The organism is Pseudaquabacterium inlustre (genome assembly GCF_038066595.1).
GTDB lineage: Bacteria > Pseudomonadota > Gammaproteobacteria > Burkholderiales > Burkholderiaceae_C > Pseudaquabacterium > Pseudaquabacterium inlustre.
This window is the reverse complement of sequence record NZ_JBBUTH010000004.1, coordinates 324,175-340,984: the sequence shown is the minus strand read 5'-3', so window position 1 is coordinate 340,984 and position 16,810 is coordinate 324,175. Positions and strand designations below refer to the sequence as shown.

General features: G+C 69.6%; 13 protein-coding genes. 5 read left to right on the top strand and 8 right to left on the bottom strand.

Annotated elements, in window-relative coordinates; translation table 11 throughout:
* Window positions 1-16: 16 nt before the first annotated feature.
* From mobB to AACH10_RS09620, 4 genes are all read right to left on the bottom strand, one after another.
* Window positions 17-574, bottom strand: a complete 558-nt coding sequence (gene mobB, locus AACH10_RS09635; RefSeq protein ID WP_341410174.1) for a molybdopterin-guanine dinucleotide biosynthesis protein B — start codon at window positions 572-574, stop codon at window positions 17-19.
* On the bottom strand, window positions 571-2,001 hold the full coding sequence (gene thrC, locus AACH10_RS09630) for a threonine synthase (RefSeq protein WP_341410173.1): 1,431 nt from the start codon (window positions 1,999-2,001) through the stop codon (window positions 571-573). The genes mobB and thrC overlap by 4 nt, the downstream gene beginning before the upstream one ends.
* A gap of 7 nt (window positions 2,002-2,008) precedes the next feature.
* Window positions 2,009-3,331, bottom strand: coding sequence for a homoserine dehydrogenase (locus AACH10_RS09625; RefSeq protein ID WP_341410172.1), 1,323 nt, complete (start codon window positions 3,329-3,331; stop codon window positions 2,009-2,011).
* Window positions 3,332-3,399: 68 nt separating this feature from the next.
* Window positions 3,400-4,632 carry a pyridoxal phosphate-dependent aminotransferase gene (locus AACH10_RS09620; protein WP_341410171.1) on the bottom strand — a complete coding sequence of 411 codons (1,233 nt, stop codon included), beginning with the start codon at window positions 4,630-4,632 and terminating at the stop codon, window positions 3,400-3,402.
* A 180-nt stretch (window positions 4,633-4,812) separates the two neighbouring features.
* Between AACH10_RS09620 and AACH10_RS09615 the strand changes: the two genes are divergently transcribed.
* From AACH10_RS09615 to AACH10_RS09605, 3 genes are all read left to right on the top strand, one after another.
* Window positions 4,813-5,202 (top strand): Mth938-like domain-containing protein, encoded by a 390-nt coding sequence (locus tag AACH10_RS09615; RefSeq protein WP_341410170.1) that lies wholly within the window; start codon window positions 4,813-4,815, stop codon window positions 5,200-5,202.
* Between the two features lie 134 nt (window positions 5,203-5,336).
* Entirely contained in the window at window positions 5,337-5,813 is a 477-nt protein-coding gene (locus AACH10_RS09610) for a peroxiredoxin (RefSeq protein WP_341410169.1), read from the top strand.
* A 195-nt stretch (window positions 5,814-6,008) separates the two neighbouring features.
* Entirely contained in the window at window positions 6,009-7,766 is a 1,758-nt protein-coding gene (locus tag AACH10_RS09605; RefSeq protein WP_341410168.1) for a PhoH family protein, read from the top strand.
* Between the two features lie 24 nt (window positions 7,767-7,790).
* On the opposite strand, the gene AACH10_RS09600 is transcribed toward AACH10_RS09605, so the two are convergent.
* From AACH10_RS09600 to AACH10_RS09585, 4 genes are all read right to left on the bottom strand, one after another.
* Window positions 7,791-8,708, bottom strand: coding sequence for a DNA ligase (locus AACH10_RS09600; RefSeq protein WP_341410167.1), 918 nt, complete (start codon window positions 8,706-8,708; stop codon window positions 7,791-7,793).
* Between the two features lie 113 nt (window positions 8,709-8,821).
* A complete protein-coding gene (locus tag AACH10_RS09595; protein WP_341410166.1) occupies window positions 8,822-10,684 on the bottom strand; it encodes a S8 family serine peptidase in 1,863 nt (620 codons plus the stop codon).
* Window positions 10,681-12,684 carry a M3 family metallopeptidase gene (locus AACH10_RS09590; protein WP_341410165.1) on the bottom strand — a complete coding sequence of 668 codons (2,004 nt, stop codon included), beginning with the start codon at window positions 12,682-12,684 and terminating at the stop codon, window positions 10,681-10,683. Before AACH10_RS09590 ends, AACH10_RS09595 begins: the two co-directional genes overlap by 4 nt.
* 116 nt (window positions 12,685-12,800) lie before the next feature.
* Window positions 12,801-14,699: a propionate--CoA ligase gene (locus AACH10_RS09585; RefSeq protein ID WP_341410164.1), complete on the bottom strand. Its 1,899-nt coding sequence runs from the start codon at window positions 14,697-14,699 to the stop codon at window positions 12,801-12,803.
* 228 nt (window positions 14,700-14,927) lie between these two features.
* Here AACH10_RS09585 and AACH10_RS09580 point away from each other — a divergent pair, with 228 nt between their 5' ends.
* Together AACH10_RS09580 and moaA are read left to right on the top strand one after the other, a co-directional pair.
* Window positions 14,928-15,623, top strand: coding sequence for a C40 family peptidase (locus tag AACH10_RS09580; protein ID WP_341410163.1), 696 nt, complete (start codon window positions 14,928-14,930; stop codon window positions 15,621-15,623).
* A gap of 30 nt (window positions 15,624-15,653) precedes the next feature.
* On the top strand, window positions 15,654-16,784 hold the full coding sequence (gene moaA, locus AACH10_RS09575) for a GTP 3',8-cyclase MoaA (RefSeq protein ID WP_341410162.1): 1,131 nt from the start codon (window positions 15,654-15,656) through the stop codon (window positions 16,782-16,784).
* Window positions 16,785-16,810: the final 26 nt, after the last annotated feature.

The following is a 16,810-nucleotide window of genomic DNA, read 5'->3' as shown; positions in this document are numbered from 1 at the left end:
CGCCGGGGCAGCAGGTTCAGCCATGGATCTCGGGGTGGTAGGTGAAGCGATCGGCAGTGTCCATCAGCCACGAAGCCAGTGCCTCGGGTGTGGCCAGGTCGAACACCGGGCGCGCGGTGGCCTGCGGCAAGCCGGCCGGCGCGTCGGTGGCCACGGCCACCACATGCGGATCGTCGGGGTACAGCGGTGCCTGGTTCAGCGCGCCACGCCACACCTCCACCTTGGGCAGCGCGGCGTGCTTGTAGCCTTCCACCAGCACCCAGTCGCAGGGCGACAGTTCGGCCAGCAGTTCGTGCACCGTGGGCATGCCTTCCTGGTCGAACTCGCGCAGCAGCGCCAGGCGGTGGGCCGAGGCGATCAGCACCTCGGTCGCGCCGGCCTCGCGGTGGCGGTGGCTGTCCTTGCCCGGGTGGTCGATGTCGAAGCGCTTGTGCGCATGCTTGATCACGCTGACGCGCAGGCCGCGCGCCTTCAGCAGGGCCACCAGCTGCTCCACCAGCGTGGTCTTGCCCACGCCCGACGGGCCGCAGAAGCCCACCACCCGCCGCGGCGGCATGCCGGCGCTGTCGCTCACTTGGCGTGCTGCTCGATGTAGGCCTTCACCGCGCCCGCGTCCACCTTCATCACGGTGAAGCGCTTGGGCAGGGCCTCGATGCCTTCGAGTGCGGCCGGGCGGATCGGGTCACGGCCCAGGGCTTCCTGGATCGTGGCGGCGAACTTGGCCGGCAGGGCCGTCTCCAGCACGATCATCGGCACGCCGGGCTGCAGGTGCTCGGCGGCCACCTTCAGGCCGTCGGCCGTGTGGGTGTCGATCATGTCCTGGTGCGCATCCCAGGTGGCCTTGATGGTGGCCAGGCGGTCGGCATGCGTGCTCTTGCCCGACACGAAGCCGTACTGCGCGATGCGCGCGGTCTCGTCGGCGGTGAGCTGGAAGCCGCCCTCCTTCGCGATGGCCGGGCCGAACAGCTGGGCCGTGCGCGCGGCATCGCGGCCCAGCAGGTCGAACACGAAGCGCTCGAAGTTGCTGGCCTTGCTGATGTCCATGCTGGGGCTGGAGGTCTCGAAGGTCTCGGCACTGCCGCGCACGCGGTAGCGGCCGGTGCGGAAGAACTCGTCGAGCACGTCGTTCTCGTTGGTGGCCACCACCAGCTGGGCGATCGGCAGGCCCATCATGCGCGCCACATGGCCGGCGCACACATTGCCGAAGTTGCCCGAGGGCACGCTGAAGCTGACCTTCTCGGAATCGGCCTTCGTGACCTGGAAGTAGCCGGCGAAGTAGTACACCACCTGGGCCAGCAGGCGCGCCCAGTTGATCGAGTTGACCGTGCCGATCTTCCACTGGCGCTTGAAGGCCAGGTCGTTGGACACCGCCTTGACGATGTCCTGGCAGTCGTCGAACACGCCCTCGACGCTGAGGTTGTGGATGTTGGCGTCCTGCAGGCTGAACATCTGCGCCTGCTGGAACGGGCTCATGCGGCCGTAGGGCGAGAGCATGAACACGTTGACGCCCTGCTTGCCGCGCATCGCGTACTCGGCCGCGCTGCCGGTGTCGCCCGAGGTGGCACCCAGGATGTTGAGTTGCTCGCCACGCCGGGCCAGTTCGTACTCGAACAGGTTGCCCAGCAGTTGCATGGCCATGTCCTTGAAGGCCAGCGTGGGGCCGTTGGACAGGGCTTCGATCAGCAGGCCGTCCTTCAGGCGGCGCACCGGCACGATGGCATCGGTGCCGTACACGGCCTTGGTGTAGGTCTTGTCGACCAGGCGCTTCAGGTCGGCCGCCGGAATGTCGGTGATGTACAGCGACAGGATCTCGTAGGCCAGCGCCGCATAGCCGCCCGCCTGGCCGTTGCCGTACAGGTCGCGCCAGCGCGCCAGCGTGGCCGCGTCCACCTGCGGGTAGTGCGTGGGCAGGTACAGGCCGCCATCGGGCGCCAGGCCTTCCAGCAGGATCTCGGAGAAGCCGCGTTCGGTCTGGTCGCCGCGGGTGCTGATGTACTTCATGGCGTCCTCAGCTCAGCTCTTCCTTGCGCAGCGCCACGATGGGCTGCAGCACGGTGGGCAGGGCCTGCATCCGGGCCAGCGCTTCGCGCATGCGGCCTTCCACGGTGTCGTGGGTCAGGATGATCAGGTCGGTCTTGGTCTCGCCCTCGGCGCTTTCGCGCTGCAGCACGGCGTCGATCGAGATGTCGTGCTCGGCCAGGATGGTGGTGATCTTGCTCAGCACACCGGTCTGGTCGGCCACCTGCAGGCGCAGGTAGAACGAGGTGACCACCTGCTCGATCGGCAGGATGGGCGTGTCGGCCAGCGCGTCGTGCTGGAAGGCCAGGTGCGGCACGCGGTGGTCGGGGTCGGCGGTGGCCAGGCGGGTGATGTCGACCAGGTCGGCCACCACAGCGCTGGCGGTGGGCTCGCTGCCCGCGCCCTTGCCGTAGTACAGCGTGGTGCCCACGGCATCGCCCTGCACCACCACGGCGTTCATCGCGCCTTCCACATTGGCGATCAGTCGCTTGGCCGGCACCAGCGTCGGGTGCACGCGCAGCTCGATGCCACCGCCGGCCACGTCGTCGCGGCGCTTGGTGATGCCCAGCAGCTTGATGCGGTAGCCCAACTGCTCGGCATAGCGGATGTCGGCCGCGGCCAGCTTGGTGATGCCTTCCACATGCGCCTTGTCGAAGCGCACCGGCGTGCCGAAGGCGATGGCGCTCATGATCGTGGCCTTGTGCGCGGCGTCCACGCCTTCGATGTCGAAGGTGGGATCGGCTTCCGCGTAACCCAGGCGCTGGGCCTCCTTCAGCACGGTGCCGAAGTCCAGGCCCTTGTCACGCATCTCCGACAGGATGAAGTTGGTGGTGCCGTTGATGATGCCGGCGATCCACTCGATGCGGTTGGCGGTCAGGCCTTCGCGCAGCGCCTTGATGATCGGGATGCCACCGGCCACCGCGGCCTCGAAGGCCACCACCACGCCCTTGGCGCGCGCGGCGGCGAAGATCTCGGTGCCATGCACGGCCAGCAGCGCCTTGTTGGCGGTGACCACATGCTTGCCGGCGGCAATGGCCTCCAGCACCAGGGTCTTGGCGATGCCGTAGCCGCCGATCAGCTCGACCACGATGTCGATGGCCGGGTTGGCGATGACCTGGCGGCCGTCGTTGACGACTTGCACACCCTCACCGACGATGCCCTTGGCGCGTTCCACGTCCAGGTCCGCCACCATCGCGATCTCGATGCCGCGGCCGGCGCGGCGCCGGATCTCCTGCTGGTTGCGCTGCAGCACCTTGAAGGTGCCGGAGCCGACGGTGCCGATGCCGAGCAGGCCGACCTGGATGGGTTTCATGACATTGACTCTCGAGGAATGCGCCAGCAGGCGACGGGAAAAAACGGAAAAAGCGATGCCGGCGCCGATCAGACGGCGTGGCGTTTGCGGTAGTGCGCCAGGAAGCGATCGATGCGGCCGACGGCCTCGGTGAGGTCGTCGCTGTTGGGCAGGAAGACCAGGCGGAAGTGGTCGGGGTTGGGCCAGTTGAAGCCGGTGCCCTGCACGATCAGCAGCTTCTCCTCGGCCAGCAGTTCGTAGGCGAACTGCTGGTCGTCGGTGATCGGGTACATCTTCGGGTCCAGCCGCGGGAACATGTACAGCGCGCCCTTGGGCTTGACCACGCTGACGCCGGGAATCTGGGTCAGCAGGTTGTAGGCCAGGTCGCGCTGGCGCGCCAGTCGTCCGCCCGGCGCCACCAGGTCCTTGATGCTCTGGTAGCCACCCAGCGCGGTCTGGATTGCCAACTGGCCCGGCGTGTTGGCGCACAGGCGCATCGAAGCCAGCATGTTCAGGCCCTCGATGTAGCTCCGGGCCTGGCGCTTGTCGCCCGACACCACCATCCAGCCAGCGCGGTAGCCGCAGGAGCGGTAGTTCTTGCTCAGGCCGTTGAAGGTCAGGCACAGCACGTCACCGGCCAGCGACGCGATGCTGGTGTGCGTGTTGCCGTCGTACAGCGTCTTGTCGTAGATCTCGTCGGCGAAGATGATCAGGCCGTGCTGGCGCGCGATCTCCACCAGGTCCTTCAGCAGCGCGTCGGAGTACAGCGCGCCGGTCGGGTTGTTGGGGTTGATGATCACGATGCCGCGCGTGTTGGGCGTGATCTTGCGGCGGATGTCGTCCAGGTCGGGGTACCACTCGGCGCCCTCGTCGCACAGGTAGTGCACCGGCGTGCCGCCCGAGAGCGCCACGCTGGCCGTCCACAGCGGGTAGTCGGGCGCCGGCACCAGGATCTCGTCGCCGGCATTCAGCAGCGCGTTCATGCTCATCGTGATGAGCTCGGAGGCGCCGTTGCCCAGGTACACGTCGTCCACGGTCACGCCCTGGATGCGCTTTTCCTGCGTGTAGTGCACCACCGCCTTGCGCGGCGCGAACAGGCCCTTGCTGTCGGTGTAGCCCGCGGCCACCTGGGTGGGCAGGTTGCGGATCATGTCCTGCACGATCTCGTCGGGCGGCTCCAGGCCGAAGGCCGCCACGTTGCCGATGTTCAGGCGGATGATCTTGTGGCCCTCGTCCTCCATCTGCTTGGCCTTGTCGAGCACGGGCCCGCGGATGTCGTAGCAGACGTTGTCGAGCTTGCTGGACTTGGCGATCGGTTTCAAGACGGCACTCCTGGGCGGCCCGGTCGGCCGGGCGGATGCGGTGACAGCGCAGGCTGCTGCACCGCAAAACCTATAATTTTAGGGCCTGGGCACCCAGCTTCCGCCCCAGCGCCGGCACCTGCCTGCGCCCCGGGCGCCCCACCCTGGTGCATCCGCACCGCCAGGCACCGCGAGCCCCCCGTGAAATTCCAGCCCGACACCCTTCCCGGCACCAATGTCGTCACCCGCCACGATGCCGATGCGCTGTGGGTGGGCAACACCCGCTTCACCCACAGCCTGCTGGTGCCCTGGCGCGGCGAGGTGCTGGCCTGGCCACCCCAGGCGCCGGCCGACCTGACCGAGGCGCACTTCGAGGCCGTGCTGGCGCTGGCCCCGGAGGTGGTGATCTTCGGCAGCGGGCCACGGCTGCAGTTCATCAAGCCGGCACTGATGCGCGCGCTGATCGACCGCCGCATCGGCGTGGAGACGATGGACACCGCCGCTGCCTGCCGCACCTACAACGTGCTGGTGTCCGAAGGCCGCTCGGCCGTGGCGGCCTTGCTGCTGGCGCCGCTTGCGGGATACCGCTAGCGCGGCAGGCCGGCGATCGCGGGGGCGTAACTTTATAATCGGCGATTGCGCCTCATGTCGTCCCCTGTCGCTCAGCGCCTCTGCAGCGCCTGAGCGGCACCCAGGCCCCTACCGTCTGAACACCCCGCCAGCTCATGACGCCTGTCCTCAACAAGCACCTGCCCGATTTCGAAGCCCAAGCCACCAGCGGCGTGAAGTTCACGCCCCAGGCATTCGCGGGGCAGGCGATCGTGCTGTATTTCTACCCCAAGGACCATACACCCGGTTGCACCACCGAGGCACTGCAATTCCGCGACAAGCACAAGGAATTCCTGAAGGCCGGCGCCGTGGTGTTCGGGGTTTCGCGCGACAACATGGCCAGCCATGAGAAGTTCCGCCAGAACCTCGAACTGCCCTTCGAGCTGATCGCCGACACCGAAGAGAAGCTCTGCCACATGTTCGGCGTGGTCAAGAACAAGATCATGTACGGCAAGAAGGTCAAGGGCATCGAGCGCAGCACCTTCCTGATCGACGGCGGCGGCGTGCTGCGTGCCGAGTGGCGCGGCATCAAGGTGGCCGGCCATGTCGACGAGGTGCTCAAGGCCGTGCAAGACCTGAAGAAGGCCGCCTGACACCCGCGCCGGGCCGCCACGGCGGCGCGTGCCTGGCGTCACGCGGCTGTCGCGGATGGCAGGCACGGCCTGTGCATAATGGGTTCATGCCCCTGAGTTGCGACACCCGTCGCCGAGACCTCTCCCCCTGATGGCCGAAAGCCGCACAGCCCCTGTCTGTGCGGCTTTTTTGTTTGCACGAGACCGGACCCACCGATGCCCCTGCCCAAGCCGCCTGCCACCAAAGCCGCCGTTCTTTCCCCCGTCGATTTCGAGGCACAGGCCGCCCCCCGCACCGACCGCAAACAGCGCGTGAAGACGCGCGCCGAGCAGCCGGAGGCCGCCTCGCTGGACCTGTTCGACGGCGCCACCGCCGTGCCTGCGCCCAAGCTGGCGCCCAAGGCCAGGGCCAAGGCCGATCCCGCGCCGGCGCCGGCCCGCGCACCGGCCACGCCGGCTCCCGTGCAGGTCGAGGCCCCGGTCAGCGCCAAGGCGCCGGCGGCAGCGGTGACGCCGCCAGCCGCTGCACCGGTCGCACCGGTCGCCCAAAGCACACCACGCACACGCCGCAAGGCCCGCGACGCCGGCCCGGCCAAGCTGTTCGTGCTCGACACCAACGTGCTGATGCACGACCCGATGAGCCTGTTCCGCTTCGAGGAACACGACGTCTTCCTGCCGATGATCACGCTGGAAGAACTCGACGGCCACAAAAAGGGCATGAGCGAGGTGGCGCGCAACGCCCGCCAGGTCAGCCGCGAGTTGGACGCCCTGGCCACCGAAGGCAGCCTCGACCCGAAGGAAGGCATCCCGCTGGCCAAGACCGGCCACAAGGATGCGCTGGGCAAGCTGTTCTTCCAGACCACGCTGGTCGAGATCAAGCTGCCCGAGGGCCTGCCGCAGGGCAAGGCCGACAACCAGATCCTGGGCGTGGTGCGCGCGCTGCGCGAGCAGCATCCGGGCCGCGAGGTGGTGCTGGTGTCGAAGGACATCAACATGCGCGTCAAGGCCCGTGCGCTGGGCCTGGCCGCCGAGGACTACCTCAACGACAAGACGCTGGAAGACGCCGACCTGCTCTACACCGGCGTGCTGCCGCTGCCGGCCGACTTCTGGGAGCGCCATGGCAAGACCATGGAAAGCTGGACCCAGGGCGGCCACACCTTCTACCGCATCAGCGGTCCGCTGGTGCCGGCGCTGCTGGTCAACCAGTTCGTCTACCTGGAGCAGCCCGGCGCCGCGCCGCTGTACGCCCGTGTGGCCGAGATCACCGGCAAGACCGCGGTGCTCAAGACGCTGAAGGACTACAGCCACGCCAAGAACGCGGTGTGGGGCGTGACCTCGCGCAACCGCGAGCAGAACTTCGCACTGAACCTGCTGAACGACCCCGACTGCGACTTCGTCAGCCTCACCGGCACCGCCGGCACCGGCAAGACGCTGATGACCCTGGCCTCGGGCCTGGCCCAGGTGCTGGACGACCGCCGCTACACCGAGATCATCGTCACCCGCGTGACGGTGCCGGTGGGCGAGGACATCGGCTTCCTGCCCGGCACCGAGGAAGAGAAGATGGGCCCGTGGATGGGCGCACTGGACGACAACCTGGAAGTGCTGGCGCGTGGCGACGGCTCGGCCGGCGAATGGGGCCGCGCCGCCACCAACGACCTGGTGCGCAGCAAGATCAAGATCAAGAGCCTGAACTTCATGCGCGGGCGCACCTTCCTGAACAAGTTCGTCATCATCGACGAGGCGCAGAACCTGACGCCCAAGCAGATGAAGACGCTGATCACCCGCGCCGGCCCGGGCACCAAGATCGTCTGCCTGGGCAACCTGGCGCAGATCGACACGCCCTACCTCACCGAAGGCTCGAGCGGCCTGACCTATGCGGTCGACCGCTTCAAGGGCTGGCCGCACAGCGGCCATGTCACGCTGGCCCGCGGCGAGCGCTCGCGCTTGGCTGATTTCGCCAGCGAGGTGCTGTAAGCGACGGTGGCGCCGGCCGGGCGCTCAGGTGCCCGCCGGCCGCTCGCGCACAAAGGTCGCGAAGCGCGGCACGCCGCCGGCCGTGCGGCCGCGGTAGGCGAACGTCACCACGCTGCCCACCGCAGGCGGCGCGGCGCGCTGCGCATCGCTGAAACCTGATCCGATCAGGAACTCGGCGCCGGCCTCGTCACGCACGCGCAGCGCACCCAAAGTGCCGGCCAGGCGGCCGCGGCCGGGCTCGTGCGCCAGCACCACGGCCTCGGCGTCGTGCACGGGCTTGAGCTTCTGCAATGCTGCGGTGCGCCCGGCCTGCCACGGCGCATCGGCGCGGTGCAGCACCAGGCCTTCGCCACCGCCGGCCACCACCTCGGCCAGCCAGCGCTGCAGGCCGGCACGGTCAGGCACCACGCGCTGGGGTGCGGCCGCCAGCGCCGGCCAATCGGCCTGGCGGACGATGGCCGCCAGCCGGGCGGCGCGCTGGGCGAAGCCGCCCTCGCCTTGCGGCTGCTCGAAGACCATGTAGCGCAACGCGCGCCATTCGGCATCGTCGGGATGCTGGCGCCGCACGGCGCCTGACAGCGCCTCGAAGCGGCCGCGGCCCAGCCACAGTTCGCCATCCAGCGGCGTGGCCGGCAGGCGCGCCAGCCACCAGGCCGGCGCCGGCACGGGCAGGCCGCTGCGAAAGCGCAGCGTGCGGCCGTCCCAGATCGCGCGCACGCCGTCGTACTTCTCGCTCACCAGGTGGCCGGCGGGATCGATGTCCGGCGCAGCCTCGATGGCCAGCGGGCCGGCCAGTTGGCCGTCACGCGCCGCCCGCGCCTCGGCCCCGCACGACACGGCCAGCGGCATCAGCGCCAGGCCCAAGGCGAAGCGGCGGCGGCCGATCGGCAAGCCGGAAGACAGGCCGCAGGACGGACAACGGGCGATGGCGCTGGCAGACATGGCGGGCTCCGAGGGCTGGACACCGCCAGTCTGTCGGCCCCCACGCCCGCGCACCATCGCCCGGAAGTCGGCCCACCGGCCGCCCGCGGCACCCCCAGGCGGGGGAGGCCCGTTCAGCGCCCCGATTGCACGGCCGCCAGCGCGGCCTTCGGGTTCATCAGCAGGCGCCGGCCATCGGCCGAGCGGTCCACCGTGCCGGTGATGGCCTGGATCAGCTGCACCGGCGTCAGGCCGGGCCTGGCCGCCAGCAGCTTGGCCGCCAGGTTGGCGACCTGCGGCGCCGCCATCGAGGTGCCCGACAGCGCCACCCGCGTGCCGCCCGGCAGATAGCTCTCCACCTGGTAGCCGTTGGCATGCACCTTCACCGTGGGGCCGTAGCTGGTGAATGGCGCCTCGTCGCCGGCGCGGTCCACCGCACCGACGGTCAGCAGGTTGGGCAGCACGATGTCGGCCGGCATGCTTTCGGTGAAGCTGGCGTCGCTGTTGCTGTTGCCGGCGGCGGCCACGAACAGGATGTCCGGTGCCTCGGCCATGGCCTGGGTCAGCGCCTTCTTGCCGATGTCGAAGATCTCGCGCGCCAGGGCCTTGCGCGCCTCGGGGGTGGCGCCGGTGCCGCACTGCTCCAGCTCGCGCTCGGTGTCGTTGACGCTGCCGCCCCAGCTCATGTTCACCACGCGCACCTTCTGCGCCTTGAAGAAGGCCGTCACCGCCGGGTAGTTGGCCGCGTCGCGTTTGGCCAGTTCCAGCGACGGGCACGGATCGGGCCGCAGCGTGTGGCCGAACTCGATGCGCGAGACCACCAGACGCGCATGCGGGTTGCCGGCCATCGCGATGCCGGCCACATGGGTGCCGTGCTCGTAGTTGCCGGCCAGGCCGAGTTCCTCGACCACGGCCTTGTACTCGGCCGGCGCCAGGCCCGACAGCAGTTGCTTGACCTGGCTGGCCTCGGCGCTGTCGATGCCCGACTGAAGGTCCGACAGGCCCTTGGTGCGCGCCACCATCTGCGGCAGCTTGCTCTGCAGCTCGGCCGGAATGGCCATCAGTGCGCCGGTGGCCGGGCGGGCGTACTTGTCGAAGGCGATCACGGCCGGTTGGCCATCGGCACCGCGCTGCACCTGGGTGCCGAACAGCGCCGTGTCGACGCCGCTGTCCCACACCGCCAGCGTCACCGGTGTGTAGGGCCCTTGCGCCGGCAGGGCCACATCGCGCGCGGCCCATATGTCGGCCTTGGTGACCTGGTGCCTGGCCAGGTAGCTGCCATAGGTGGCCATCAGCTCGCGCTTGAGCGGCAGCACATGCAGCAGCGCGAAACGCGCGCTGACCAGCCCCGGCGCCAGGTCGCTGCTGAGGCTGCCGGCCGCGTCGGCCACCGGCTGCAGGCGTTCGCGCACACCGCCCAGGATCAGGCCCTCGCCGATCAGCTCGGCGCTGGCCTTGTAGCCCTTGACGTCGTTCTCGACCACGGCATACGGCAGGCCGTCCAGTTCACGGGCGATGCCGGCCGCCACGGCCTGGCGCCAGGCCTCGCTGCCCGAGGGCTGGGTCTTGGCGGCCGTGGCCATGGCGCGCAGGCGCAGGCCCGACAGCAGCTTGTCGGCCGGCTTGTCCTGCAGCGCACGGATCTGCTCGGCGCGGGCCAGCACGCTGTCGAAGCGGCCGTCCAGGTAGTCGAGTGCGGCCAGCAGGCCCAGCAGGTCACGCTGCGTGGCGCGGTCGGGGATGTCGTAGCCGGCCAGCACCGATTCGGTGTCGCGGCGCAACGCGGCGGCCAGCGGCGCGAAGCGCTCGGCCGAGCGCACGATGTCCTCGAGCTTGCCCTGCACCGGGTAGGTGAAGCGCGGCAGATCGGCCGCCTTCTCGATGCGCGGCTTGGTCGCCTGGGCCTGCACGGCCGAGGCGCCGCCCGCCAGCGCACAGGCCAGGGCCACGGCGGCAGCGATGCGGCCCAGGGCCTGGGTGGGGTGCGCGCGGCTCATTTCTTCAGGTCCTCGAAGAAGGCGTTGGCGTTGAAGTCACGGCCCAGGAACTCGCGCACCAGCTGCTGCGGCGGGCGCGCGCTGCCGTTGGCCAGCACGCTGCTGCGGTAACGCTGGCCCACCGCGGGATCGAGCCGGTGGCCGGCAAAGGCGGTGCGCATGTCCTCGGCCACCACCAGGCTCCACAGGTAGCCGTAGTAGCCGGCGCTGTAGCCGGTGGCGATGTGGCTGAAGCCGGCCGGGAACATCGTGCCCTTCACATGGCCCAGCGGCGTGGCGCCTTCCATCTGCGACCACAGCGCCATGGCGTCGCGCGGCTCGGGGCCGTACAGCGACAGGTCATAGCCGGCATACAGGTGCTGACGCGAGATCTGCACGCCCTTGCCGTAGTGGCGTGCGGTGTCGGCCTTGGCGCGCATGGCCTCGGGCAGCGGCTGGCAGCTGGGGCAGACCTCGGTGAACAGCTTGAGCACCTCGGGCTCGAACACCCAGTCCTCCAGCATCTGCGACGGCGCCTCGACGAAGTCGCGCTGCACGCTGGTGCCGGCCTGCTGCACCCAGCGGGTGGCCGACAGGTTGGTGTGCACCGCGTGGCCCAGCTCATGCAGCAGGGTTTCCAGTTCGTCCAGCGTCAGGCCCTTGCGGTCGAAGTTGACCACCAGGTGGGCCTGGGTGCTGCGCTTCAATTGCGTGCTGGCGCCGCGCACCGGCCACACCGCGGCGTGGTTGTACTTGCCCTCGCGCGGGTACAGGTCCACGCGCAGCAGGCCCAGCGGCTTGCCGCTGGCCGCGTCGCTCACGGCATAGGTCTGCACCTCGGGGTGCCAGGCCTTGGCGCCTTCCACACGCTGGTAGCGCACGCCCATCAGCTTCTCGATCAGGCGCAGCGTGAACTGCAGGCTCTCCTGCGGCGGGAAGTAGGGGCGGAAGGCCTCCTGGTCGACCGCGAAGCGCGCCTTGCGCACGCGCTCGGTGTAATAGCTCAGGTCCCAGCGCTCGAAGCGCGTGGCCTCCACCGGCTGGCCCAGGTGCTCGGCCTTGGCGCGGCGCAGCTCGTCGACCTCACGGCGCTCGCGCGCCTCGACGGCGCCCTTCACGTCGGCCAGGAAGGCCTGCACGCGCTGCGGCGACTCGGCCATGCGCCGGCGGATCTGGAACTCGGCCCAGCTGCCGGCGCCGAACATGCCGGCGTACTCCTTGCGCAGCTTGACGATCTCGTCCAGCAGCTTCAGGTTGGCCTCGCCACCCTCGTTCTGCTTGGCGCGCCACATGCGCTCGCGCGCGGCGGCGTTGTCGCCGTTCTGCATCAGCGGCAGGTACTCGGGGTACGACAGGCCCAGCAGCACGCGGCCCTCGGCGTCGCGCGGGGCCTTCTTCCACACGCCCTCGGGCACGCCGGCCAGCTCGGCCTCGGTGAAGGCCACCTTGATGTTGGCGTCGCGGATGTGGCGGTCGAAGGTCTGGCCCAGTTCGGCGATCTTGTCGTTCAGCGCCTTGGCGCGGGCACGCTGATCGGGCGGCAGGCCGACGCCGGCATCCTCGAAGTCCTCGCGCATCTTCTTGAGCAGCTGGCGGTCGGTCTCGTCGGCGCCGGTCAGCGACTTCACGGCGCGGTAGAGCTTCTCGTTCTGACCCAGCGAGGAGAAGAAGTCGTTCCAGCGCAACTCGCAGGCCTCGGACGCCTCGCGCACCGACTTGTCCGGGTGCACCGCCGACACGAAGGTGATCGGGTTGGCACGGTCCTCGATCGCCGCGGTGAACGCGTCGTACGCGGCCAGCCAACCCTTGTCGACCGGGCGCTTCTCGATGCGCGCCAGATCGCGCCGGGTGGCGGCCAGGCCCTGGTCACAGGCCGCCTTCAGCGCCTGGGCGCTGGCGTACTGCGGGAAATCGACGCCGATGTCGCGTGGCGTGGCGATGCGCGCGGCCCCGGTGGTGGGGGCGGCCAGCGTGGCGCCGCTGGCCAGGGCCAGCAGCAAGGCGGTGATGGATCGTTGCATCGTGGGCAGAAGTGGGTTGACGCCGCCTTGTGAACGGCGCCGGCGATTCTGCACGCGATGCTCGACCAGCCGCCGCCCCGATGCGACGGACGGCCGGATGGCGGGTGTGGCCCGGCTCAGGACGGGGTGAACAGGTCCTTGATCTGCAGCAGCGCGGTCGGGTCCTCGATGGTCGTCAGGTCGCCGGGGTCGCGCGCTTCGCACACCGCCTGGATGGCGCGGCGCAGCAGCTTGCCCGAGCGCGTCTTGGGCAGGCCGGTGACGAAGCGCACCCGCGCCGGACGCGCCACGGCACCCAGCTGGTCGTCCACCACCTTCATGATCGCGCCTTCCAACTTCAGCGCCGCCTCGGGCGTGTCGGCCTGGCTGGGATCCTTCAGCACCGCGAAGGCCATCGCCACCTGACCCTTCAGCTGGTCGGCCACGCCCACCACGGCCACCTCGGCCACATTGGGGTGGCTGGAGATGCTCTCCTCGATCTCGCGCGTGCCCAGGCGGTGGCCGGCCACGTTGATCACGTCGTCGGTGCGGCCCAGGATGAAGAAGTAGCCGTCCTCGTCCTTCACGCCCCAGTCGAAGGTGCTGTACATCACCCGGTTGTGGATGCTGGACCAGTAGGTCTTGACGTAGCGCTCGTCGTCGCGCCACACGGTCTGCAGGCAGCCCGGGGGCAGCGGGCCTTCCACGGCGATCACGCCCTTCTTGCCCGGCTCGGTGATCTCCTCGGCCGTGGTCTCGTCGATCAGGCGCACGTCGTAGCCGTACACCGCCTTGCCCGGCGAGCCGAACTTGGTGGGCGCCCTCTCCACGCCGTTGCAGATGGCCAGGATGGGCCAGCCGGTCTCGGTCTGCCAGTAGTTGTCGATGATGGGCTTGTTCAGCTCGCCGGCGATCCAGGTGGCGGTGGGCTCGTCCAGCGGCTCGCCGGCCAGGAACAGCGCACGCAGGCTGCTCAGGTCGTACTTCTTCAGGTAGGCCGGGTCCTGTTTTTTAAGCACCCGCGCCGCGGTGGGGGCGCTGAACATCACCGTCACCTTGTACTTCTCGACCAGCTGCCACCAGATGCCGGCGTCGGGGCGGATCGGCAGGCCCTCGTACATGATGGTGGCCATGCCGGCGATCAGCGGGCCGTAGATGATGTAGCTGTGGCCCACCACCCAGCCGATGTCGGAGGTGCTGAAGTAGGTCTCGCCGGGGTTGCCGCAGTAGATGTGCTTCATGCTCGCGGCCAGGGCCACGGCATAGCCGCCGGTGTCGCGCTGCACACCCTTGGGTTTGCCGGTGGTACCGCTGGTGTAAAGCGTGTAGCTGGGGTGGGTGCTATCCACCCAGGTGCAGGGCACCTCGGCGTGCATGTGCTGCTCACGCAGCGTGGCGTAATCGTGGTCGCGACCGGGCACGCGCTCGAAGGGGCTCAGGCCCCGGTCGACCATCAGCACCGCCGTGGGTTTGTGCTGGGCCAGGCGGATGGCTTCATCGAGCAGGCCCTTGTACGGCACCACCTTGCCGCCGCGGCTGCCGGCGTCGGCGCTGACGATCACGGTGGGCTGCGCGTCGTCGATGCGGCTGGCCAAGCTGACGCTGGCGAAGCCGCCGAACACCACCGAGTGCAGCGCGCCGATGCGCGCACAGGCCAGCATCGCGAAGGCGGCCTCGGGAATCATCGGCATGTAGACCAGCACGCGGTCGCCCGGCTTCACGCCCTGGGCCAGCAGGATGGCGGCCATGCGCTGCACCTCGGCCTGCAACTGCGCGAAGGTGTAGACCACCTCCTTGTCGACCTCGGTCGACACCCAGATCAGCGCATTGCGGTCCGGGTGGGTCTTGGCATGGCGGTCCACCGCGTTGTGGCACAGGTTGGTGCGCCCACCGGCGAACCACTTGGCGAACGGCGGGTTGCTGTAGTCGCAGACCTGGCTGAACGGCGTTTCCCAGTCGATCAGCCCGGCCTGCTCGCGCCAGAAGCCGTCACGGTCGTCGATCGAACGGCGGTGGAATTCGGCGTAGCTCGTCATGGTGTGTGTCTCCTCCACGCGGATTCGAAAGCGATGGCCCGGTGCTGGATGCAGGGCCTGGACAGGCGTCGCATTGCACGGCCCGGCACTGACAGCACACTGACTCTGGCACGGCCCCGCCCTGCGCGCGGTCGGCCTGTATCGCCATGGGTTGATCCGCGTTAACCCTGGCGCCGGGCACCCCCGAGGGGGTGCGCCGGGTCGGGGTGGTATCCTTGGCGGTTGAAGATGCTGAAGCTGCACCGTCCCGTCCGCCCGCACCCGCTGCCTGCCGCGCGCCGTCTGGCCCTGCTGCCGGCCACGCTGGCACTGGCGGCCGCGCTGACGCTGCCAGCGGCCCAGGCCGCGCCGGCAGGTGCCGAGGCCGGCGCCCAGGCCAGCCAGGGCAACACGCCGGCCGACGACGCCATCATGAAGCTGCTGGGCGAGCGCGGCCTGCTCAAGCCGCTGGGGCCGCTGGGCGCCCCGGTGGCCATGGTGCAGTCGCTGCGCGAATCGGTGCGCGACACCGCCTCCGACCTGGTCATGACGGCGATGAACTTCCTCGGCGTGCCCTACCGCCGCGGCGGCAACACGGCCGATTCGGGCTTCGACTGCTCGGGCTTCACCCGCCACATCTTCGAGAACAGCATCGGCCTGGTGCTGCCGCGCCGTGCCGACGAGCAGGCCACCACGGCCGGCCTGCTGCCGATCAGCCGCAGCGACCTGAAGCCCGGCGACCTGGTGTTCTTCAACACCATGAAGCGCACCTTCTCGCACGTGGGCATCTACGTGGGTGACGACAAGTTCATCCACGCGCCGCGTGCCGGCGCCGAGGTGCGCATCGAGGACATGCGCGAGTCGTACTGGGCGCGCCGCTTCACCGGCGCCCGCCGCGCCGACCTGGCCGCCGCCGGCGCCACGCCAACGCCCCTGGCGCGCTGACCCCGGCCTGGGCTGGGCACAATCGGGCCCATGGGCGAAACCGTCATTCCTCTGGCCGACCTGCGCTACGCCGCGCCGGTGCCGGCCATCCCCGCACAGCCGATCGCCGCCACCGGCCTGCTGGCCGATGCGCTGGGCCGGCCGCTGCGCGACCTGCGCATCTCGGTGACCGACCGGTGCAACTTCCGCTGCAGCTACTGCATGCCCAAGGAAGTGTTCGACCGCGACTACGTGTTCCTGCCGCAGAGCTCGCTGCTCAGCTTCGAGGAGATCACGCGGCTGGCGCGCATCTTCGTGGCGCACGGCGTGCAGAAGATCCGCCTGACCGGTGGCGAGCCGCTGCTGCGCCGCCACCTCGAGGCGCTGATCGCACAGCTGGCCGAGATCCGCACGCCCGAGGGTGCGCCGCTGGACATCACGCTGACCACCAATGGCTCGGTGCTGGCGAAGAAGGCCCGGGCCCTGGCCGCCGCCGGCCTGAAGCGCGTGACCGTCAGCCTCGACGGCCTGGACGACGCCATCTTCCGGCGCATGAACGACGTGGACTTCCCGGTCGCCGACGTGCTGGGCGGCATCGACGCCGCGGTGGCCGCCGGCCTGGCGCCGATCAAGGTCAACATGGTCGTCAAGCGCGGCACCAACGAGCACGAGATCGTGCCGATGGCCCGCTACTTCCGCGACCGCTACGACGGCCAGGTGGTGCTGCGCTTCATCGAGTACATGGATGTCGGCGCCAGCAACGGCTGGCGCATGGACGAGGTGCTGCCCTCGGCCCAGGTGTTGGAACGGCTGCGCGAGCACTGGGCCATGGAGCCGCTGGATCCCACCGTCACCGGCGAGACCGCCGAGCGCTGGCGTTATGCCGATGGCCGCGGCGAGATCGGCCTGATCTCCAGCGTCACGCAGGCCTTCTGCCGCGACTGCAACCGCGCCCGCCTGTCCACCGAGGGCAAGCTGTTCCTGTGCCTGTTCGCCACCCAGGGCCATGACCTGCGCACGCTGCTGCGCAGCGGCGCCAGCGATGCCGACATCACCAGTGCGCTGGCCGCCGTGTGGGCCGGCCGCAGCGACCGCTACAGCGAGCTGCGCGCTGGCCTGCCGGCCGATGCGCCGGCCGCACCCGGTGGCCGCCGCGTCGAGATGAGCTACATCGGCGGTTAAGCGTCCCGTATTCCATCCTGACTTCG